The organism is Sulfitobacter sp. 1A12779, assembly GCF_043557315.1.
Classification (GTDB): Bacteria; Pseudomonadota; Alphaproteobacteria; order Rhodobacterales; family Rhodobacteraceae; genus Sulfitobacter; species Sulfitobacter faviae.
In genome coordinates this window covers 1-18,555 of record NZ_JBIFFU010000013.1, presented here as the reverse complement: position 1 = coordinate 18,555, position 18,555 = coordinate 1, and the positions used below count along the sequence as shown (strand labels likewise).

Here is an 18,555-nt window from a genome sequence, read left to right as displayed (position 1 = left end):
CTTTGGTCAGTCATGGCACGCATCCTTTTTGCGCGATCTAGCACGGACCGGCGGCACGGGACAGGGGCGGGATGCCGCGTTGCTTGCTCTTGCGGGGGGCTTGGGCTAGACGCGAGGCCAATTGATGCACCGAGGATCCTTGCCATGGCAAAGCCCAAGAAAACCCCCCGTCCCAAGGCGCAAACCCCGAAAGGGTTCCGCGATTATTTCGGGACCGAGGTGACCCATCGGGCCGAGATGCTGAACAAGATCGCCGCAGTCTATCACCGCTACGGGTTCGACGCGCTGGAAAGCTCGGGCGTTGAGACGGTCGAGGCGCTTGGCAAGTTCCTGCCCGATGTGGACCGCCCGAACGAGGGCGTCTTTGCTTGGCAGGAGGATGCCGAGGGCGATAAGCCCGGTGATTGGCTCGCGCTGCGCTATGACCTGACCGCACCCTTGGCGCGGGTCTATGCCCAGCACCGCAATGACCTGCCGATGCCTTACCGCCGCTACGCCATGGGCCCGGTCTGGCGCAACGAGAAGCCCGGGCCGGGGCGCTTCCGGCAGTTCTATCAATGCGACGCCGATACCGTCGGCGCGCCCTCGGTGGCCGCGGATGCGGAGATCTGCGCCATGCTGGCCGACTGCCTTGAGGAAGTGGGCATTGCACGCGGCGACTATGTGGTGCGGGTGAACAACCGCAAGGTGCTGAACGGCGTGCTCGAAGTGGCCGGGCTTGCGGGTGACGACAAGGAGGCCGAACGCGGCATCGTGCTGCGCGCCATCGACAAGCTCGACCGGCTGGGGCCGGAGGGCGTGCGCGCGCTTCTGGGTGAGGGCCGCAAGGACGACAGTGGCGATTTCACCAAGGGCGCCGGGCTGGGCGAGGCGCAGGCCGAAGTCGTGATGGGCTTCATGCAGGCCAAGCGCGAGACCGGGGCCGAGACGGTGGCGCGGCTGCGCGAGTTGGTGGCAGGCTCCGAGGTCGGCGTGCAGGGCGTGGATGAGCTTCAGCTTATCTCGGACCTGTTGGCAGCGGGTGGCTATGGCCCCGACCGGGTGGAGATCGACCCCTCGGTCGTGCGCGGCCTTGGCTACTACACCGGCCCGGTCTTCGAGGCCGAACTGACCTTCGAGATCAAAGACGAGAAGGGCCGCGCGCGCAACTTCGGCTCGGTCGCCGGCGGCGGACGCTATGACGATCTGGTGAAGCGTTTCACCGGGCAGGAAGTGCCAGCGACCGGCGTCTCCATCGGTGTCGACCGTCTGCTCGCCGCGCTGGCCGCCAAAGGGCGGCTTGAGGCCGAAGCGACAGGCCCCGTCGTCGTCACCGTGATGGACCGCGACCGCATGGCCGATTATCAGGCCATGGTGGCCGAGCTGCGGCAGGCGGGCATCCGGGGGGAGGTTTATCTGGGCAATCCGAAGAACTTCGGCAACCAGATGAAATACGCCGACAAGCGGCAAAGCCCCGTGGTGGTCATCGAAGGCGGTGACGAGAAGGACCGCGGCGTGGTGCAGATCAAGGACATGGTGCTGGGTGCGCAACTGGCGCAAGAGGCCAGCCATGACGAGTGGAAAGAGCGCCCCAACCAATATGAGGTGCCGCGCGGCGATCTGATCAAAGCGGTGCGCGCTATTCTGGATCGGACAAGCTGATGCTCACACGTTCCGAAAGGCTGGCGCGCGCGGCCTCCCTGCGCGCGATTTTCGAGGGGCAGGGCGCCGTTCTGGTCGAGCCGCCGATTTTGCAACCGGCGGACACGCTACTGGACCTTTATGGCGAGGATATCCGTGCGCGCGCCTATGTCACCTCGGACGCGCTGCGCGGGGAGCAGATGCTGCGCCCCGATTTCACCGTGCCCGTGGTGCAGATGCATATGGCCCATGGGGCCGAGCCTGCGCGCTACACCTATTCAGGCGAGGTTTTCCGCCGTCAGGAACACGACCCGAACCGCGCCAACGAATACATTCAGGTGGGTTTCGAGGTTTTCGACCGCGCCGATCCGGCGGCGGCGGATGCCGAGGTTTTCGCTCTGATCGCCGAAGCGATGCAAGGGCTGCCGGTACGCCCGGTGACCGGCGACATCGGCGTGCTGATGGCGGCGGTGCAGGGCTTGGGCACATCGCTTGCGCGCAAACAGGCGTTGATGCGTCACATCTGGCGCCCGCGCCGTTTTCGCGCGCTGCTTGACCGTTATGCCGGGCGCAGCCCGGTGCCCGCGGGGCGCAAGGCGCTGCTGGCCGAGGCCGAGGTGACATGCGACGCGCCGATGGTGGGGCTGCGATCCCGCGCCGAGATCGAAGCCCGCGTCGCGGCCCTGCGCGAGGATGCGCAGACTCCGCCGATCTCTGCGCAGCAGGTCGATCTTTTCGAGGCGCTGTTGGAGGTGCGGGAAACCCTGCCCAACGCGCTGAGCCGCCTGCGCGATCTGGCCGTCGACATGCCCGCCATCGGCGATGCCGTGGCCCGTGTCGCGGCCCGCGCCGATGCGATGCGCGCCCGCGGGATCGACACCGACGCGCTGCTCTTTGAGGCCAGCCATGGCCGGTCTTCGATGGAATATTACGACGGTTTCGTCTTTGCCTTCCGCGCCGCTTCGCGGCCCGATCTGCCCAGCATCGCCTCTGGCGGGCGCTATGATGCGCTGACCCGGCGGCTGGGGCAGGGCGATGAAATCCCGGCGGTGGGCGGTGTGATGCGCCCCGGCCTGATGCTGGAACTGGAGGCCGGGCAATGACGCTGAAACTGGGTGTGCCGTCCAAGGGGCGGCTGATGGAGAAGACCTTTGAATGGTTCGGCGCCCGCGGCGTCAGCCTGCAACGCACCGGGTCCGACCGCGAATATGCGGGCAAGGTCGAGGGGATCGAGGATGTCTCGCTCGTGCTGCTTTCGGCGGGTGAAATCCCGCGCGAACTCTCGGCAGGGCGGATCCACCTTGGCGTGACTGGCACCGATCTGGTGCAAGAGAAGCTGGCGCTTTGGGATCAACTGGTCGAGCCGCTGGAAGAGTTGAACTTCGGCCATGCCGATCTGATCATCGCCGTGCCGCAGGCTTGGGTCGATGTCGACACGCTGGATGATCTGGATGCCGCCGCCGCCGCCTTCCGCGCCGAACATGGCTTCCGCCTGCGCATCGCCACCAAGTATCACCGGCTGGTGCGGGAGTTCCTGCGCACCCACGGCGTGGCCGATTATGCGCTGGTCGACAGCCAAGGCGCGACCGAGGGCACAGTGCTGAACGAGACCGCCGAGGCGATTGCCGATATCACCTCCAGCGGGGAGACTTTGCGCGCCAATCACCTGAAGATCCTCAGTGACGGGCTGATCCTGCAATCGCAGGCAACGCTTTGGCGCTCGCGCATGGCGCCCCTTGAGGATCACAGCCGCAAAGCGCTGAAAACCCTGATCGCACAGCTGACCTGACGTAGCGTCACAGCCACGGGGTTTTCCCTTCCCTTCCATAGCATTGCACCTTCCGAGCCGCTCCGGCGCGGGGGCGCTTTGCCGCGCGTCTTATCGAAAGACTTGCGAGATGCCGCGCTTCGGATAGGGTGAAAGGGTCAACAGGCCGATACCACAAGCACCGCCAAAAGGGGCAGGGGTCGGGACATAGGGAGGATCCGTCGATGATCGGATGTCACGCGCCCCTTGCGGGGGGCCGCAGCCGTCGCCGCATGGGAGTGGGCGATTGCTGAGGGTTGAGGATTTGCATCTGTCCTTTGGCGGCATCAAGGCGCTGCAGGGGGTGAATTTCGAAGCCAAGGCCGGAGAGATTACCGGGGTGATCGGCCCCAACGGCGCGGGCAAAACCTCACTTTTCAATGCGATTTCAGGGTTTTACAGGCCCGACCGAGGCAGCGTGTCCTTTGATGGTCAGGATATCACGACGCTCAGCCCCGACAAGCGCGCGGGCCTTGGCCTCGCGCGGACCTTCCAGAACATCGCGCTGTTTCGCGGCATGACCGTGCTCGACAACATCAAACTCGGCGGCCACACGCGGCTCAAAACCAATGTCTGGCAGGCGCTGCGCTATTTCGGCGCGGCGCAGAAGGCCGAGTTGGAGCTGCGCCGCGAGATCGAGGAACAGGTGATTGATTTTCTCGAGATCGACCACATCCGCAAATATCCCATCACCATGCTGCCCTACGGCCTGCAAAAACGGGTCGAACTGGGCCGTGCATTGGCGATGCGCCCGCGCGTGCTGCTGCTGGACGAGCCGGTGGCGGGCATGAACCGCGAGGAGACCGCCGACATGGCGCGCTTCATCCTCGACGTGCAGGAGCAATTCGGCACCACGATCCTGCTGGTGGAACACGACATGCACATGGTGATGGACATCTGTAGCCGCATCGTCGTGCTGAACTTCGGCCAGCAGATCGCCAGCGGCACGCCCGAGGAGGTCTCCAACAACCCGGCGGTGATTGAAGCCTATCTGGGGGCCGCGGCATGACGATTTCTTTGAAAGAAATCGGCCCGGAATTTTTGAAAAATTCCGAAGCTAAGGAAAGGGAGGCGCTCTGATGGGGCAGTTCGTGCAGTTTGCGATCAACGGGCTGATGGCCGGGGCGATCTACGCGCTGATCGCCGTGGGGATCGTGAGCGTCTACAAGGCCACCAAGGTGGTGAATTTCGCCCATGGCTACCTGATCATGTTCGGGGCCTATTTCTATTTCACCTTCGCCGTGATCGTCCCCGCGCAACCTTGGGCGCCCGGCTGGCTGGCCTCATGGCAGCCCGGCTGGATGGTCGAGATGCGGGGCGATTTGCCGATGTTCTCCCCTGTGGCGGCAGTGCTCGACTGGGTGGCGAACCTGCCGCGCATCCTCTTGGGGCTGGCGGGGGCGCTGGTCTGCAACGCGATCCTCGGCCGGGTGATCGAGCGGGTGCTGATGCGCCCGCTGATGGGGCAGTCGATCTTTGCCATGATCATGGTGACGGTCGGCCTAATCTCAATCCTGTCGGGCGCGGCGCAGTTGATTTGGACGGCGGATGCCGCCTCCGTGCCCTATATCGCGCCTAACATGCCGATCCGGTTCGAACTGTTTGGCACGATGATCTTCCTTTTCGGCACCGATCTGGTGAACATGGCCGTGGCGCTGCTGCTGTTTGGTGGCATCGTCGCCTTCGTGAAGTTCACCAAGGGCGGCATCGCCATCCGCGCCACGGCCGAGGACCAATCCACCGCCTATTCCATGGGCATCTCGGTGCCCAAGGTCTTTTCCCGCGCCTGGGTGCTGGCCAGCACCACCGGGGCCATCGCGGGGGCGATCCTCGCCACCCGCAACGGCATTTCGCCGAGCCTCGGGCTCTTTGGCTTCTCGGTTCTGGCGATCGTGCTGATGGGCGGGCTGGATAGCTATGTGGGCGTGCTGATCGCCGCGATGGTCGTGGGCGTGCTCGAAGCGATGACCCAGTGGCAGATGGGCGGCGGCTGGGCCGAGATCGTGCCTTACGTCACCGTGTTGGTGGTGCTGATTTGGCGGCCGCACGGGCTGATGGGGCAAAAGGAGGTCGAGCGGATATGATCAACGCCAATCTGAAGTCCAGCTATGCCGCCGACGAGCGGGTGCTGAACAACCGCTACAAACAGGCCTTCGTTTACGGGTCGATCCTTGCGCTCGTGCTCTTCACGCTGTTCGGCAACGACTACCTCATCCTGATCGCGAGCCAGATGGGCATCCTGCTGATCGCGGTTGTGGGGATCAACATCCTGACGGGCTATACTGGTCTGGTGTCGCTGGGCCACGGTGCTTTCGTCGCCATCGGCGCCTATGCGGTGACGATCTTCGGCAACCTCGGGGCGGGGGTGATCCCGGCGGGGCTGATGCCCTTTGTCTCGGTGCCCTTGGCTGTAGCGCTGGCGGCGGCGGTGGGCGTGCTGGTCGGCCTGCCAAGCCTACGGGTCAAGGGGCTGTACCTCGCCGTGGCGACGCTGGCGGCGAATTTCATCGTGATCTTCCTGATCGAGGAAGACCTCTTTGCCCCCTGGACCGGCGGCATGGTGGGGCTCAACACCAACGTGCCCAACCTGCTGGGCTGGGAGCTGGATACCAAGCGCGAGATGTTCGGCCTGATCGCAGTGGTGGGGCTGATCTCGCTACTTGCGGCGCAGAACCTGATCCGCACCCGGGTGGGCCGTGCCTTCATCGCGATCCGCGACCGTGACTATTCTGCCGAGATCCTCGGCATCTCGCTTCTACGCTACAAGTTGATGAGCTTTGCCCTCTCGGCGGCCTACTGCGGCCTTGCCGGGGCGCTTTTCGCCTATTTCTACGCTCGCATCCTGCCCGAGCAGTTCGAACTGGCGCTCTCGCTCAACCTCGTGGCGGCGCTGATCATCGGGGGCATGGGGCGCACGATGGGGCCGGTCTTCGGCGTTATCATCGTCGTCATGGTGCCCGAGCTGATCAAGGTGCTCTTTGGCGCGCTGGCCGGGGACAGCGCCGGGGCGGGGCAGCTGCGCGCGCCCCTGCAGCAGATCGCCTTCGGCGTGCTGCTGGTGTTGTTCCTGCTCAAGGAGCCCTTGGGCATCAACCAGATCGTCGACCGCATCCTGCGCGCCGCAAACCGTTGGCCGTTTGCGCGCGGGTAATCAAAAGGCCACATCAGGGAGAAGACAGATGACCATGAACCGCCGATCCTTCCTCGCCACCACGGCTGCCGCCACCGCGGTCGTCGGCACGCCGATGATCCTGCGTGCCCAGCCCAAGGAATATGTGCTCGGCGCCTCGCTGCCGCTCACCGGGCCCTTCGCCACGGCGGGGCAGTTGGTCGCGCCTGCCTTCGCCATGGCCGCGAAACTGTTCAACGACGAGGGCGGCGTGGCGGGTGTGCCCATCCGCTTCGTCACCGAGGATTCGGGCTATGTGCCGCAGAACGCGCTCAATAACTACCAGCGCGCGCTGGCCTCGGAGGGCAAGAACATGATCGGCTATTTCGCCGACAGCACCGGCGCGATGAAGCTGATCGCGCCTGAACTCAAGGGCGAGAACGCCCGCATCATGGGCTCGACCTCCTTTGCCTCGGAACTCGCCAACCCCGAGACGCACCCCTACCAGTATCTCTCGGGGCCGACCTATCAGAGCCAGTTCGATATCCTGCTGCAGAACATCAAGAACGAGGGCGGGCAGAAGGTGGCCTTCATCTTCTCCAACACCGAGTTCGGGCGCGATCCCATCGAGCATGGCCGCAAGACCGCCGAGGAGCTTGGCCTCGAGGTCGTGCTGGAGGAAAGCACCAAGGCCGAGGGCGCCGACATCCCGACCCATGTCACCAAGCTGGCGCAATCCGGTGCGGATCACTGCATCCTGCAGGGCTATGTCACCGGCGTCTGGCCGCAGCTCATCGGCGGCGCGCGGCAATTCGGCCTGCCGGTCAAGTTCAAGGGCACCTTCTGGGGCATGGAAAAACTGATCGCCGACCGCATCACCGCCGAGGCCGGGCCCTTCCTTGCGGGCTACGAAGGCGTCATGCCCTACCGCTATTTCTACGACCGCGAAGACGCGCCGCGCTACCAGCAGTATGCCGAACTCAGCAAGCAGATGTTCGCGGGCACGCCTCTGGAGAACTACATGTCGACATGGGCGATCCAGACCATGTGCGGGCTGGAGATCGCCATGAAGGCCTTCCGCGACACCGCCGAGGCCGGGTTGGAGCTGACGCCGGACAATATCGCCGAGAAGCTTTCGGGCATCTCAAACTGGGATTCGGGCGGCTTCTTCGGCGGGCCCGTGAGCATGGAGAACAACGCCATCGGGACCGGCCGCGTCTATGGCTACAACCCCGAGGACGGGCTGTTCACGCCGAAATCGGACTGGTTCACCGTTTGATAAATGCGGGGCGTCCCGCGGGCGCCCCACACCCTAGAGAAAGGAGCGCCCGTGCTGACCATCGAGAACATCGAAGTGACCTATCACCACACGGTGCAGGCGCTGCGCGGGCTGTCGCTTGAGGTGCCGGACGGTAAAATCGTCACGCTTCTGGGCACCAATGGCGCGGGCAAGACCACGACGCTGAAGGCGGCGAGCAACCTGCTTGGCCTCGAGAACGGCGAGGTGGGCGAGGGGCGGATCTCCTTCAAGGGGCAGTCGATCATGTCGATCCAGCCCGACCGTCTGGTGCAGCAGGGGCTGTTCCATGTACGCGAGGGGCGGCGGATCTTCAGCGAGATGACGGTGGAGGACAATCTGATCGCCGCCTCCTACGCGCTGGACCGGCGGCAGGCGAAGGCGGATTACGACAAGGTCTATGCTTTCTTCCCGCGGCTGAAGGAGCGGCGGCGGCAGATCGCGGGCTATCTGTCGGGCGGGGAGCAGCAGATGCTGGCCTTTGGCCGGGCGATGATCGCGCGGCCCGAGTTGATCCTGATGGACGAGCCGTCGCTGGGGCTGGCGCCCAAGGTGGTGGCTGAGATTTTCGACACGATCAAGCGGCTGAACCAAGAGGACGGCACCGCGATCCTGCTGGTGGAGCAGAACGCGGGCGTGGCGTTTTCGGTGGCCGACTACGGTTACATCATGGAAAGCGGCCAGATCGTCATGGAAGGCGATGTGGAGAAGCTGCGTGGGGACAAGGACATCCAGTCCTTCTACCTCGGCATGGGCGAGGAGGGCGGCGCGCGGCAGTCCTTCCGCGACGTGAAGCATTACAAGCGCCGCAAACGCTGGCTCAGCTAGGGAGGCCCGTGATGGCATTCGACGAGTTCAAGGGCGATTTCGCGCCGCTGGTGCGCATGGTGCACAACCATGCCAAGAACCGCCCCGACGGGGTGGCGATGCGGCAAAAGGAATTCGGCATCTGGAACGAGATCACCTGGGCGGGTCTGCAGGAGATCATGCAGGCGGCAGCGGCAGGGCTTGTCGATCTGGGTCTGAAGGCGGGCGATCACGTCGGCATCCTGAGCGAGAACCGCAGCGAATGGGTGCAGGCGCAGTTCGGCATCAACGCGGCGGCGGGCGTGGTCGTGGGCATGTATCCCACCAGCCCTGCGGCGGAACTGGAACATCTGATCAACGCCTCGGACAGCACGGTGCTGTTCATCGAGGATCAGGAACAGCTCGACAAGATCAAGGAATTGGGCGACCGGGTGCCGCAGCTGCGTCAGCTGGTGATTTTCAACCCCAAGGGCACGCGGGGCGAGGATCTGCTGGGGCTGATCAGTTTCGATGACCTGCTCGACCGGGGCCGGGCGCGGCTGGCGGAACTTGCCGACGACCTGCGCGCGCGGCAGGCGGGGATCGAGCCCGACGACACCGCCATGATGGTCTTCACCTCCGGCTCCACCGGGCTGCCCAAGGCGGCGGAGATTTCCTATGGCAACATCCACGCGGGCGTGGGCGTGGCGCGGGATGTCTTCGGCGACTACCCGCCCGGGACGGATGTGCTGAGCTACCTGCCTCTGTGCCACATCGCGGAACAGGCGGTGACGGTGATCAACGGGCTGGCGCAGCAATTCGTGATGAACTTCGGCGAGAGCCTTCGGACCATCACGCTCGATCTGCGGGAGGTCGCGCCGCAGGTCTTCTTCGGCGTGCCGCGGATCTGGGAAAAGATGCAGGCGGGCGTGTTGGTGCAGGCGCAGACCGCCGGAAGGATCAAGGGGCCGATGACGCTGATGGCGCTGAAGGGCGCGCAGCGGCGCGGCATGATCCGACGCGACAAATGGAGCGCCGGGGACCGGCTGGCCCATGCCTTCTGGGACGCGCTGATCTACCGTCATATCCGCAGCTATCTTGGCCTTGGGCGGACGACCTTTGCGATCTCCGCCGCCGCGCCGATCAGCGCCGAGCTCTTAGGTTTCATGCGCGGAATCGGCGTGAATATCCGCGAAGCTTGGGGCATGTCCGAAACCTCGGGCGTGGGCACGATCCAGCGCTCATGGGGCCAATGCGACGGGCGCATCGGCTTCCCGGTCAGCGGGGTGCGCACCCGGATCGCCGAGGATGGCGAGGTGCTGTTCTCGGGCGGGACCATCTTCAAGGGCTATTACAAGAACCCCAAGGCCACCGCCGAAACGCTCCGTGACGGCTGGCTGCACACCGGCGATGTGGGGCGAGAGGAGGCCGACGGTTCGATCACGCTGATTGACCGTAAGAAGGACATCATGATCAATGCCGCGGGCAAGAACCTCGCGCCCGCGCATATCGAGAATGTCATCAAGGCCAGCCCCTTCATCAAGGAGGTCGTCGCCGTGGCCGACAAGCGGCCCTATGTGACAGCACTGGTGCAGATCGACATGGATACGGTCCGGCTCTGGGCCGAGGGGCAGGGGATCGCCTATACCACCTTCCGCTCGCTGGCCGAGCACCCTAAGGTGCAGGAATTGATCGACGCGGAGGTGGCCAAGCAGAACCGCGATCTGGCGCGGGTCGAACAGGTCAAGAAGGTCTGGCTGATGCGCAAGGAGCTTGATCACGACGACGGCGAGGTGACCGCGACGATGAAGGTGCGCCGGGCCAAGGTCTACGAGCTTTACGGGGATCAGATCGAGGCGCTCTACGCAGACTGAGGCTCAGAGCACGCCGATCTCGGCCAGGGCGCGGTTCAATTCCACGGGCAGTTCCGCCTCGGCCTCGCGGCCCTCGGGCAGGTCGGGCGGGGCATCCTCGGGCTTGAGGTAGCGCCAACCTTGGAAGGCGCGGCGCAGGCTGTTCTGGGTCCGGATGATCTCGGGGTCCAGCACGATGGCGCAGCGGCGGATGCCGTCGGCGCGGGTGACCTCCTCCAGCCGGACGATGCGCTGGCGGGCTTGGATCACGCCCTTGATGACCCAGTAAATCGAGCCGCCGTTGAGAATCTCGGCCTCGCGCTTGGGCCACATGCGGGTCACATGGCGCGGCAGCCCGTCATGCGTGCGCACGTCCTTGCGCGCCTGCCATTTGGCGAGGCTTTCGACGCCTTCGGTGCCGACCGAAAGCTTTATCAGGTTCATTTTGCCGGTCACATCGCCCCCCAGCGATTCCTTTGATCCACGCCATATAAGGTAGTTGGATTTCAATCACATGCAAATTCTTGTATGATGGGACGTAACTTTCCGGTTTTCTCTCACGCAGAGCCTAGCTAATAAGAGCCCCTGCCACTGACCTCAGGAGTTACCTCATGTCCCGCTTTACCGCCCCGATCGCCGAACAAATCTGGGATATGAAATACCGTTTTAAAGGGGCCGATGGCACCCCGAAGGACGTCACGGTGGAGGACACATGGCGCCGCATCGCCCGAGACCTCGCGCAGGTCGAATCGAAGGCGGAGGTCTGGGAAGACAAGTTTTTCAACGCGCTGGAGGATTTCAAATACCTCCCCGCGGGCCGCATCACCGCAGGCGCCGGCACCGCGCGCCGCGTGACGCTGTTCAACTGCTTCGTCATGGGCACCGTGCCCGACAGCATGTCCGGCATCTTCGACATGCTGAAAGAGGCCGCGCTGACCATGCAGCAGGGCGGGGGAATCGGCTATGACTTCTCCACCATCCGCCCGCGCGGCGCGGATGTGCTGGGTGTCTCGGCGGACGCCTCCGGCCCGCTGTCCTTCATGGACGTCTGGGACGCCATGTGCCGCACCATCATGTCCGCAGGCTCCCGCCGCGGTGCGATGATGGCGACCATGCGTTGCGACCACCCGGATGTGGAGGATTTCATCGCCGCCAAATCCGATCCCGCCCGTCTGCGCATGTTCAACATGTCCGTGCTGGTCACCGACCCCTTCATGGAGGCCGTGAAGGCCGATGGGTCCTGGGACCTCGTCTTTGGCGACAAGGTCTACAAGACCGTGCAGGCGCGCGATCTGTGGAACAAGATCATGCAGGCGACCTATGATTACGCCGAGCCGGGTGTGATCTTCATCGACCGCATCAACGCTGCGAACAACCTGAACTATTGCGAGACGATCGCCGCCACCAACCCCTGCGGTGAGCAGCCGCTGCCGCCCTATGGCGCCTGCCTTCTGGGCTCGATCAACCTTGCCCGTCTGGTCGCCCAGCCTTTCGAGGACGACGCCCATCTCGACCAAGACGCGATGAGCGAGTTGGTCGCCACCGCTGTTCGCATGATGGACAATGTGGTCGATGTGTCGAACTTCCCACTGCCCGAACAGGCTGCCGAGGCGCAGAACAAGCGCCGCATCGGTCTGGGCGTCACCGGCCTTGCCGATGCGCTGTTGATGGTCGGCCTGCGCTACGGCTCTGATGAGGCGGCGGCGCAGACTGAGGCATGGCTCAAAGCCATCGCCCGCGCCTCCTATCTGGCGAGCGTGGACCTGGCGAAAGAGAAGGGGGCCTTCCCGCTTTTCGATGCCGAGAAGTTCCTCGCCTCCGGCACCATGCAGCAGATGGACGATGACGTGCGCGAAGCGATCCGCGAGCATGGCATCCGCAACGCGCTTTTGACCTCCATCGCGCCCACCGGCACGATCAGCCTCTACGCGGGCAACGTGTCCTCGGGGATCGAGCCGGTCTTTGCCTATGCCTACACCCGCAAGGTGCTGCAAAAAGACGGCAGCCGGACCGAGGAAGAGGTCGTCGACTACGCCGTGCAGATGTGGCGCGAGCTCAAAGGTGACGCGCCGCTGCCCGACTATTTCGTCAACGCCCAGACCCTGCCGCCCGCCGACCACGTCAAGATGCAGGCCGCGGCGCAGAAATGGATCGACAGTTCGATCTCCAAGACCATCAACTGCCCCGAGGACATCTCCTTTGATGCCTTCAAGGACGTCTACATGCAGGCGTGGGACACGGGCTGCAAAGGCTGCACCACCTATCGCCCCAACGATGTGACCGGTTCGGTCCTGAGCGTCTCTTCCGAGAAGAGCGACAAGGCCCCCGCCGACAGCCCCGATCAGGTCAGCGAAGGCGGCGAGATCGTCTATATGTCCGACCCGCTGGACCGCCCCGCCGAGTTGGAGGGCAACACCTACAAGGTTAAATGGCCCGATAGCGAGCACGCGCTCTACATCACCATCAACGACATCGTGCTGAACGGCCACCGCCGTCCCTTCGAGGTCTTCATCAACTCCAAGAACATGGAGCATTTCGCCTGGACCGTGGCGCTGACCCGCATGGTCTCGGCCGTGTTCCGCCGTGGCGGAGATGTCTCCTTCGTGGTGGAAGAACTGAAAGCCGTCTTCGACCCGCGCGGCGGGGCTTGGATGCAGGGCAAATACATCCCCTCGATCCTCGCGGCCATCGGCGGCGTGATCGAGCGCCACATGATCGCCACCGGCTTTATCGCGGGCGAGGGCATGGGTCTGAAGACCGACCCGCAGGCGAAGGTCGTGGGCCTCGACGCCCCGCGCGGCAAGTCCTGCCCGTCTTGCGGTCAGTTTGACATGCGGATGATCGAGGGCTGCATGACCTGCGGGAGCTGCGGGCATAGTAAGTGTGGGTGATCAAACGCGCCTTATGTGTGGTGTAACTGAAAGGACTAATTGTCCTTTTTGGGTGGTTTTTTGGCCATTCTGATAAGCATAACGTGACCACCGGGCGGAAATGCCCGGTTTTCGCGTATTTCGAGCCTGCACCTTGGGTGCAGGGTTCGACTCTGTCCCGAGGAAGATGGTTCCGGGAGTCACGCGGCCAAAAGGGTTTTCAAAAATTTTCTCGCAAGGATGATCCTTCGTGCTCGCGTTGCATCTGGCGGAAAACACGGATCGAAAGCGCTATTCCAAGTGTGCGGACCTTTGTCACGCTGTCCTGCGCGTAAGGACCTTCTCGTATCCAAGCTACGCTGGCAGTCCAGGAACCTGCCATGACTTCAGGGGCGCGAAGAACTAAGCGCTGCAATCTCAAGTGTCAGGCGGCATGCTCCGACCGTGGTCGGTCGACTGATTTTTCTCCGCGACGACAGATAGGAGGGCAGCGGGTGGGGGCCATCGATCGAAGGCGTTTCATACCGGGATCCAATTTCTCGCCGTGCGAGCGCGGCTCAGTATTTTGGCCTTGGGCCGGTCCGACATCACCGGGAACGCAAAAAGGGCGGCTTGCGCCGCCCCTTTTTAAGGTCCCGATGAATTCCCTATGGTGACCGCCAGCGCCGCAACGCGCCCTCGATGCGCGCGTAGGCCTGGATGGCCTCATGCCTCGAGTGATGGCCGTCGCAGAACTGATGGCCGTAAGTATCAGCGCCCGTATCGTCGATCATGTAGCCGAGGGCGAGAAACGCCGCGTGCGCCGCGTCGGTCAGCCGCGCTGGGTGCGCAGGCGAAGTCATGACAGTCACGCCGGCGATCTCCCGTCCGATCTGCGTGTAGTGACGGTCCACCCAGACGTGGACACGAGATAGGCTGTGCTTCCCGATGAGCCACAGCGTCACGTCGCATATGTCCTGCTCCATCCCGAACTGATCGGGATGGACGCTCAGGCGGCGCCGGCGCGCCCGCTGAAGGACACAGCGTGCCCCGGTCTCAGTCGGCATGACGGAATCGCCCGAGAAGCTCGCTGACGCGCGCGCCATGCCACCGGGTCATGTCGGAAGCTGGCAGGCCCCTCTCATGCCCGATCCTGTCGAGCGACGTCGGCGCCTGGTCGGCCAGGATACGACGGATATCGCGCAGCGCGGCCTCGACGGCATCGGCATCCGGGATAGGCTGCCCGAAGGCACCATGCAGATCGCAGAGCGCCGCGAACCCGCTCGGATCATCGAGCGCGTCGAGCAGGTCGCAGAGGCTCGCACCGTGTCGGCGGAGGTGCTGCTCGACCGTGTAGGCCGCGCCAAGACGCGCCTCGGCGGTGTCGAAGGTGGTGGTGTTGAGCATGATGATCTCCCTTTCATGCGGTGCGGAAACGGTGCTGGTGTGCCTATTCTTCGGCGTCATGTTCCGGCGCGTGGGAGACCTTGGGCGTTGGCAGGGTCCTTTCGGTTGGTGGCAAAGGCTGGTCATCGGTGCTGGTAACGAGAACATTGGTCGTTCATTGAATTGACGAAGAAGAAATCTGCTCTGCGCTTGAAATTTCTTTCGGCGGCCGCCAACGATGTCCCGAGGCGGTTGACGGCCGGGTATCGGACCTTGCGTTGGTCCGAGGGCAGGACGCCGGCCATGCAAACCCTGCATGGCCGAAGCCACTCTTCAGGCCGCGTCCTGAGCCAGGAGGGCGAGCGCCAGGGCGTCCCGATCATCATCCATTTCTCCCATCTCGACCAGGAGATCGTAGAGCCGGTCGGTGAGCAGGCAGAGCTCTTCCACTTCGGGACTGGCAGGGTCGAGGAGCATCCAAGACGACAGGTCAGGCTCGAACGCGTCGATGACGGGGTCGAGCGACAGGAGCCGATGCAGATCGACGAGCCTACGTCGCGTCGCCCGCTCGAGGCGCGACGCTTCGCGCAAGCGGGACATGAGGCGCAGCACGCGGGCCGTTCCGGCCTCGCCGTCGATCAGCTCGGCGGCGTTGCACAGCGCGGCTCCGTGCTTGTCGAAAAACTCGCGGACGGCGGTGAGTTGCAGGTCTACGGACAGGGTCTTCGTTGGGAGCTTGCGCAGCATGTGGGGCCTCCTGATTGTTGCGCGTCTGCCGGTCGTGGCAGCATCAAGCCTGTCCGCGGTCTTTTCCTGGGGTGACGTTCCTTGTTCCTGCTTGGGGTTGAATGGCCGTTGCTTCGCGTCTCTCGATTTAGAGATTGGCCAGCCGCCCGCGGCACGAAGAAAAAACTTCCGCTCTGTTCGAGACCGAAGCCGATTTCCTCTGACCAGAGCCGTTGATCGGCCCCGTGACGCCGATCGATTACTCTGGCAGAGAGCCTTGGTGCCCCCATCTGAAGGACGCCATCCTCGTCCCCATCGGACGGCTCGTTGGGAGCAGGCTGAAACCGAGCGAGGCACGAGAGGGGGCTAAGAGCTGACTTTTTCGGTTTCCGACCACGGAAGTGTTTTGGTCCGGAGCCTGTCGTTCCATTTCTTCCGTATGACGGACGGGCATGAGGATGCCGCCGAGGACTGCACGGTCGAGCGAAGAGAAAGGAGGCTGCACAAAATCCAGAACGACTGGAAGCTCGCGAGAAACCGTTGCGCATCACCGAAAACGCAGCGCGCTGCGGGGATCTGATCACTCCCCGGAGGTGATGACATCCGCGAGAGCGGAAGCGACGACGTGCATCCGTGGCGAAGTTCCATTTCGTCTGTCAGAGAAGGCCGTCCCGGGCGGTCTTCGAAGTCCCGGCCACCGACGGGAGACGACCACGAGCGCGGTGGCGCTCGTTTTCATGAACAGAGGAAACGCGCCGACGCTGATAACGGAAGGCGGAAATTCTAACAAGAAGACCACGCCGGATGATGCCCCCGGTTCGTGACGGTTTGGATCGTCGGCGCACACAGTGCCGCGACCGGCGCTTGCCTACAGGCTCCTCCCGCCCCCCTCCCGGCGGGCGGTTTGCCTCCGCGTGCTATCTCGGGAGAAACTCATGAACGCGACCGGCCCAGTGCCGCCATTCCACCTGGCGCGGCGGACGGCCGGAACGAGCACAAACTCACCGATGCTGCGACCGGTACGAAATTCCACTTCTGGCCGGACGACGAAATCAGAAGACAAATGTTTCACGGTGACGCCGAGACCCTTCGACGCCCGATTCAGTGAGCATTGTTTCGCTCCTATTTATCAATGCGTCAGGTCCACACATGAACACTTCACGCTCGTACAGGTCCGCAACGGATTGAATGTCATCGCTCTCCATGCGTCGCTCCTCAAGTCTCAGTACGTTGTCGGAGAGCGTTTCGCGCAGACCGGTCCGAGCGGATCGTGCTGCGAATGGGGACGTGCTTGTGCTTTGAAAGGCAGCGATGCGGAACTTCACGTGACCGGGTAGCGCGCCATGTGGCAACCCGAAGTGCTTCAAGACGCTGATATCGTCATCACGCCCGGCAAACAGAAGCACGATGTCGGTCGAAACCAGATCCGGGTGTGCTTTTGCAACTTGGAGTATACCGTCCCACATCGACATGAAAGGTGTAATGCCAACCCCGCCTGCGATCCAAAGCATCTTTGGCAGGACGGTCGCGGGCGTGCCGCTGGGACCTTTCGCGAAACAGGTGAACCCGGCGCCCGTTCCCTTGAAGGCGACCGGCAGAGTGTTCGCGATGAGTGTGTGGGCATTGTCGTGCAGCACATTTGACAGCAATCCACCCGGTTTGCGTTTAACGGTAACGCTGACATGGTCGGTTGCTCGGAAGTCATTGGTATTCCGGTCAAATTGCGGAGCGCTGGAAAGTGTCCATGTTCGGACGAAATCTTCGTTCACCAACTGGGGGTTGGCCTCGTTCATGTGGCTGTAGCCACGTTCCAGCAGGCCCGAGAAATCAAAGGCACCAAATCCACCGGGCAAGGGCGCAGCGATCGGCGATGAGAGCCGGAAGTTGAATGTCTTGATACTGTCGGACAGAGTTTGTGTTGAAACGAGTGTGGCAAAAAGCGCCTCCTTGGCCTCGGCCAAGGGGGCGTGCCCCATCTGTTCCAGTTCTTTCCGTAACAGTCTGACGGGCGGATTATAGGGCGAGAGCTGCTCCTCGGACGCGAGTGTCAGATCAAGCCCCTCTTTGACCAGAACAGCCCCAGTTACCTTGATACGCGTCGCCAAGCTCACCCGCGGCATCAGGGCTTCTGCTTCGTCGTCCAACAGGTTTTCAGCCTCACCCGTGACGTAGAACACATCGCCCGTGGCGAAATCGGGGAAGACAAGGCCGACCTGAGGGTCCGTCTCGATATTGCCCAGAGACTGATAAAAGCGATTGCCGGAATGGTCCGGCAAAACGAGATAGGTCGAGACCTCGTCATTCGCCGTTTCTTCGTAGATACGGACAAAGCCCGGCGCACCGCCGCGATGGTTCAGGCCCATATCGGTCTGTGTGCCCGCAACATCGTCCTTTGCTATGTGTTTTGTCGCCAGAAAGACGGTGCTTGCACGGTCAATCACGGCTTTGGCAGCTTCGGGCAGGGCAGAGGTGATACTGTCAAAGCTGTCAAGTGCTACCTCGGCCTTGCGCCGAGTGGGCGCTAAACTGCGGACGGTTATGTATTTCGGGCAGTTCCCAAGATGTTGATCGGAGAGTAGCTGAAGCTGTATCTTCCCTTCGGCGTCAACAGAGGCACAGCTGATTTCTCCGGCGATCTTGTTGCGCCGACGGTTGGCGAAATCTATGCCGACGCCCGCAAACAGACGCTTTTCGCCGCCAGATATCGGTGCTTGCTGCAAGGCCCGCGCGAACGCGTCAAAGGGGTTGGCCTGGGCTATGACATCCGTTGTGTTGCCATCCGATATCGTGATCCCGATGGATGGAGTGTCATCCGATATAGTGACCAGAAGGCTAACCCAAGGACGCCCCCGCCCGTCGAGCGTTGCAAGGGGCAGGTAGGGCAGTCCCGCAAAGAACTCCGCATGCTGTTGGGGCATGTGTCTGTCGATGGTCTGAGGAATGGCGGCCCGAAGCTCTTTGGGGGTATTGCGCCGTTCTTGCAGCAGCAACTCCCCCTTATGTGACCGATGAATTTGCGTCATTGTCGGTTCCTTCCGCCATTGCTGTTGATTGTCACTGAGAACTGACCCGGTAGCCCCATAAATTGTCACTGAGAATTGACCCATGTGAACACACTTCCC

The 18,555-nt window shown here is 63.1% G+C and carries 16 protein-coding genes; 11 read left to right on the top strand and 5 right to left on the bottom strand.

Features of this window, described 5'->3' with window-relative positions; genetic code table 11:
- Positions 1 to 144: 144 nt before the first annotated feature.
- The 9 genes from hisS (at position 145) to ACGYLQ_RS14620 (ending at position 10,493) form a co-directional block, all read left to right on the top strand.
- A complete protein-coding gene (gene hisS, locus ACGYLQ_RS14660; RefSeq protein ID WP_394443593.1) occupies positions 145 to 1,641 on the top strand; it encodes a histidine--tRNA ligase in 1,497 nt (498 codons plus the stop codon).
- Positions 1,641 to 2,723 carry an ATP phosphoribosyltransferase regulatory subunit gene (locus tag ACGYLQ_RS14655; protein WP_394443592.1) on the top strand — a complete coding sequence of 361 codons (1,083 nt, stop codon included), beginning with the start codon at positions 1,641 to 1,643 and terminating at the stop codon, positions 2,721 to 2,723. Before hisS ends, ACGYLQ_RS14655 begins: the two co-directional genes overlap by 1 nt.
- Entirely contained in the window at positions 2,720 to 3,409 is a 690-nt protein-coding gene (hisG, locus tag ACGYLQ_RS14650) for an ATP phosphoribosyltransferase (protein WP_067624598.1), read from the top strand. Before ACGYLQ_RS14655 ends, hisG begins: the two co-directional genes overlap by 4 nt.
- Before the next feature lie 211 nt (positions 3,410 to 3,620).
- Positions 3,621 to 4,436: an ABC transporter ATP-binding protein gene (locus ACGYLQ_RS14645; RefSeq protein ID WP_209217199.1), complete on the top strand. Its 816-nt coding sequence runs from the start codon at positions 3,621 to 3,623 to the stop codon at positions 4,434 to 4,436.
- 70 nt (positions 4,437 to 4,506) lie between these two features.
- On the top strand, positions 4,507 to 5,511 hold the full coding sequence (locus ACGYLQ_RS14640) for a branched-chain amino acid ABC transporter permease (RefSeq protein ID WP_394443591.1): 1,005 nt from the start codon (positions 4,507 to 4,509) through the stop codon (positions 5,509 to 5,511).
- On the top strand, positions 5,508 to 6,578 hold the full coding sequence (locus ACGYLQ_RS14635) for a branched-chain amino acid ABC transporter permease (protein WP_209217201.1): 1,071 nt from the start codon (positions 5,508 to 5,510) through the stop codon (positions 6,576 to 6,578). The genes ACGYLQ_RS14640 and ACGYLQ_RS14635 overlap by 4 nt, the downstream gene beginning before the upstream one ends.
- A gap of 28 nt (positions 6,579 to 6,606) precedes the next feature.
- The gene (locus tag ACGYLQ_RS14630; protein ID WP_394443590.1) at positions 6,607 to 7,815 is read left to right on the top strand and encodes an ABC transporter substrate-binding protein; all 1,209 of its coding nucleotides are present in this window, start codon (positions 6,607 to 6,609) and stop codon (positions 7,813 to 7,815) included.
- A gap of 3 nt (positions 7,816 to 7,818) precedes the next feature.
- Positions 7,819 to 8,661 carry an ABC transporter ATP-binding protein gene (locus ACGYLQ_RS14625; RefSeq protein ID WP_394443589.1) on the top strand — a complete coding sequence of 281 codons (843 nt, stop codon included), beginning with the start codon at positions 7,819 to 7,821 and terminating at the stop codon, positions 8,659 to 8,661.
- Positions 8,662 to 8,672: 11 nt separating this feature from the next.
- Positions 8,673 to 10,493 carry an AMP-dependent synthetase/ligase gene (locus ACGYLQ_RS14620; protein WP_394443588.1) on the top strand — a complete coding sequence of 607 codons (1,821 nt, stop codon included), beginning with the start codon at positions 8,673 to 8,675 and terminating at the stop codon, positions 10,491 to 10,493.
- 3 nt (positions 10,494 to 10,496) lie between these two features.
- On the opposite strand, the gene ACGYLQ_RS14615 is transcribed toward ACGYLQ_RS14620, so the two are convergent.
- Positions 10,497 to 10,916 (bottom strand): DUF1489 family protein, encoded by a 420-nt coding sequence (locus ACGYLQ_RS14615; protein ID WP_067260830.1) that lies wholly within the window; start codon positions 10,914 to 10,916, stop codon positions 10,497 to 10,499.
- Positions 10,917 to 11,083: 167 nt separating this feature from the next.
- Here ACGYLQ_RS14615 and ACGYLQ_RS14610 point away from each other — a divergent pair, with 167 nt between their 5' ends.
- Positions 11,084 to 13,363 carry an adenosylcobalamin-dependent ribonucleoside-diphosphate reductase gene (locus ACGYLQ_RS14610; RefSeq protein ID WP_394443587.1) on the top strand — a complete coding sequence of 760 codons (2,280 nt, stop codon included), beginning with the start codon at positions 11,084 to 11,086 and terminating at the stop codon, positions 13,361 to 13,363.
- Between the two features lie 626 nt (positions 13,364 to 13,989).
- Here the strand turns inward: ACGYLQ_RS14610 and ACGYLQ_RS14605 are convergent.
- Positions 13,990 to 14,388, bottom strand: coding sequence for a hypothetical protein (locus ACGYLQ_RS14605; RefSeq protein WP_394443586.1), 399 nt, complete (start codon positions 14,386 to 14,388; stop codon positions 13,990 to 13,992).
- A complete protein-coding gene (locus tag ACGYLQ_RS14600) occupies positions 14,378 to 14,728 on the bottom strand; it encodes a hypothetical protein (protein WP_394443585.1) in 351 nt (116 codons plus the stop codon). Before ACGYLQ_RS14600 ends, ACGYLQ_RS14605 begins: the two co-directional genes overlap by 11 nt.
- Here ACGYLQ_RS14600 and ACGYLQ_RS14595 point away from each other — a divergent pair.
- A complete protein-coding gene (locus ACGYLQ_RS14595; protein WP_394443584.1) occupies positions 14,721 to 14,894 on the top strand; it encodes a hypothetical protein in 174 nt (57 codons plus the stop codon). The genes ACGYLQ_RS14600 and ACGYLQ_RS14595 overlap by 8 nt on opposite strands.
- 146 nt (positions 14,895 to 15,040) lie before the next feature.
- On the opposite strand, the gene ACGYLQ_RS14590 is transcribed toward ACGYLQ_RS14595, so the two are convergent.
- Both ACGYLQ_RS14590 and ACGYLQ_RS14585 read right to left on the bottom strand, forming a co-directional pair.
- Positions 15,041 to 15,454 carry a hypothetical protein gene (locus ACGYLQ_RS14590; RefSeq protein WP_394443583.1) on the bottom strand — a complete coding sequence of 138 codons (414 nt, stop codon included), beginning with the start codon at positions 15,452 to 15,454 and terminating at the stop codon, positions 15,041 to 15,043.
- Positions 15,455 to 16,485: 1,031 nt separating this feature from the next.
- A complete protein-coding gene (locus ACGYLQ_RS14585; RefSeq protein ID WP_394443582.1) occupies positions 16,486 to 18,456 on the bottom strand; it encodes a pyridoxamine 5'-phosphate oxidase family protein in 1,971 nt (656 codons plus the stop codon).
- Between the last annotated feature and the right edge of the window lie 99 nt (positions 18,457 to 18,555).

Bases quoted from the DNA above. Each gene is read 5' to 3' on its own strand.
- ACGYLQ_RS14610 (WP_394443587.1), top strand. From the start codon at position 11,084: ATGTCCCGCTTTACCGCCCCGATCGCCGAACAAATCTGGGATATGAAA.
- ACGYLQ_RS14585 (WP_394443582.1), bottom strand. From the start codon at position 18,456: ATGACGCAAATTCATCGGTCACATAAGGGGGAGTTGCTGCTGCAAGAA.
- ACGYLQ_RS14615 (WP_067260830.1), bottom strand. From the start codon at position 10,916: ATGAACCTGATAAAGCTTTCGGTCGGCACCGAAGGCGTCGAAAGCCTC.
- ACGYLQ_RS14600 (WP_394443585.1), bottom strand. From the start codon at position 14,728: ATGCTCAACACCACCACCTTCGACACCGCCGAGGCGCGTCTTGGCGCG.
- ACGYLQ_RS14590 (WP_394443583.1), bottom strand. From the start codon at position 15,454: ATGCTGCGCAAGCTCCCAACGAAGACCCTGTCCGTAGACCTGCAACTC.
- ACGYLQ_RS14635 (WP_209217201.1), top strand. From the start codon at position 5,508: ATGATCAACGCCAATCTGAAGTCCAGCTATGCCGCCGACGAGCGGGTG.
- ACGYLQ_RS14655 (WP_394443592.1), top strand. From the start codon at position 1,641: ATGCTCACACGTTCCGAAAGGCTGGCGCGCGCGGCCTCCCTGCGCGCG.
- hisG (WP_067624598.1), top strand. From the start codon at position 2,720: ATGACGCTGAAACTGGGTGTGCCGTCCAAGGGGCGGCTGATGGAGAAG.
- ACGYLQ_RS14630 (WP_394443590.1), top strand. From the start codon at position 6,607: ATGACCATGAACCGCCGATCCTTCCTCGCCACCACGGCTGCCGCCACC.
- hisS (WP_394443593.1), top strand. From the start codon at position 145: ATGGCAAAGCCCAAGAAAACCCCCCGTCCCAAGGCGCAAACCCCGAAA.
- ACGYLQ_RS14625 (WP_394443589.1), top strand. From the start codon at position 7,819: ATGCGGGGCGTCCCGCGGGCGCCCCACACCCTAGAGAAAGGAGCGCCC.
- ACGYLQ_RS14645 (WP_209217199.1), top strand. From the start codon at position 3,621: ATGTCACGCGCCCCTTGCGGGGGGCCGCAGCCGTCGCCGCATGGGAGT.
- ACGYLQ_RS14620 (WP_394443588.1), top strand. From the start codon at position 8,673: ATGGCATTCGACGAGTTCAAGGGCGATTTCGCGCCGCTGGTGCGCATG.
- ACGYLQ_RS14605 (WP_394443586.1), bottom strand. From the start codon at position 14,388: ATGCCGACTGAGACCGGGGCACGCTGTGTCCTTCAGCGGGCGCGCCGG.
- ACGYLQ_RS14640 (WP_394443591.1), top strand. From the start codon at position 4,507: ATGGGGCAGTTCGTGCAGTTTGCGATCAACGGGCTGATGGCCGGGGCG.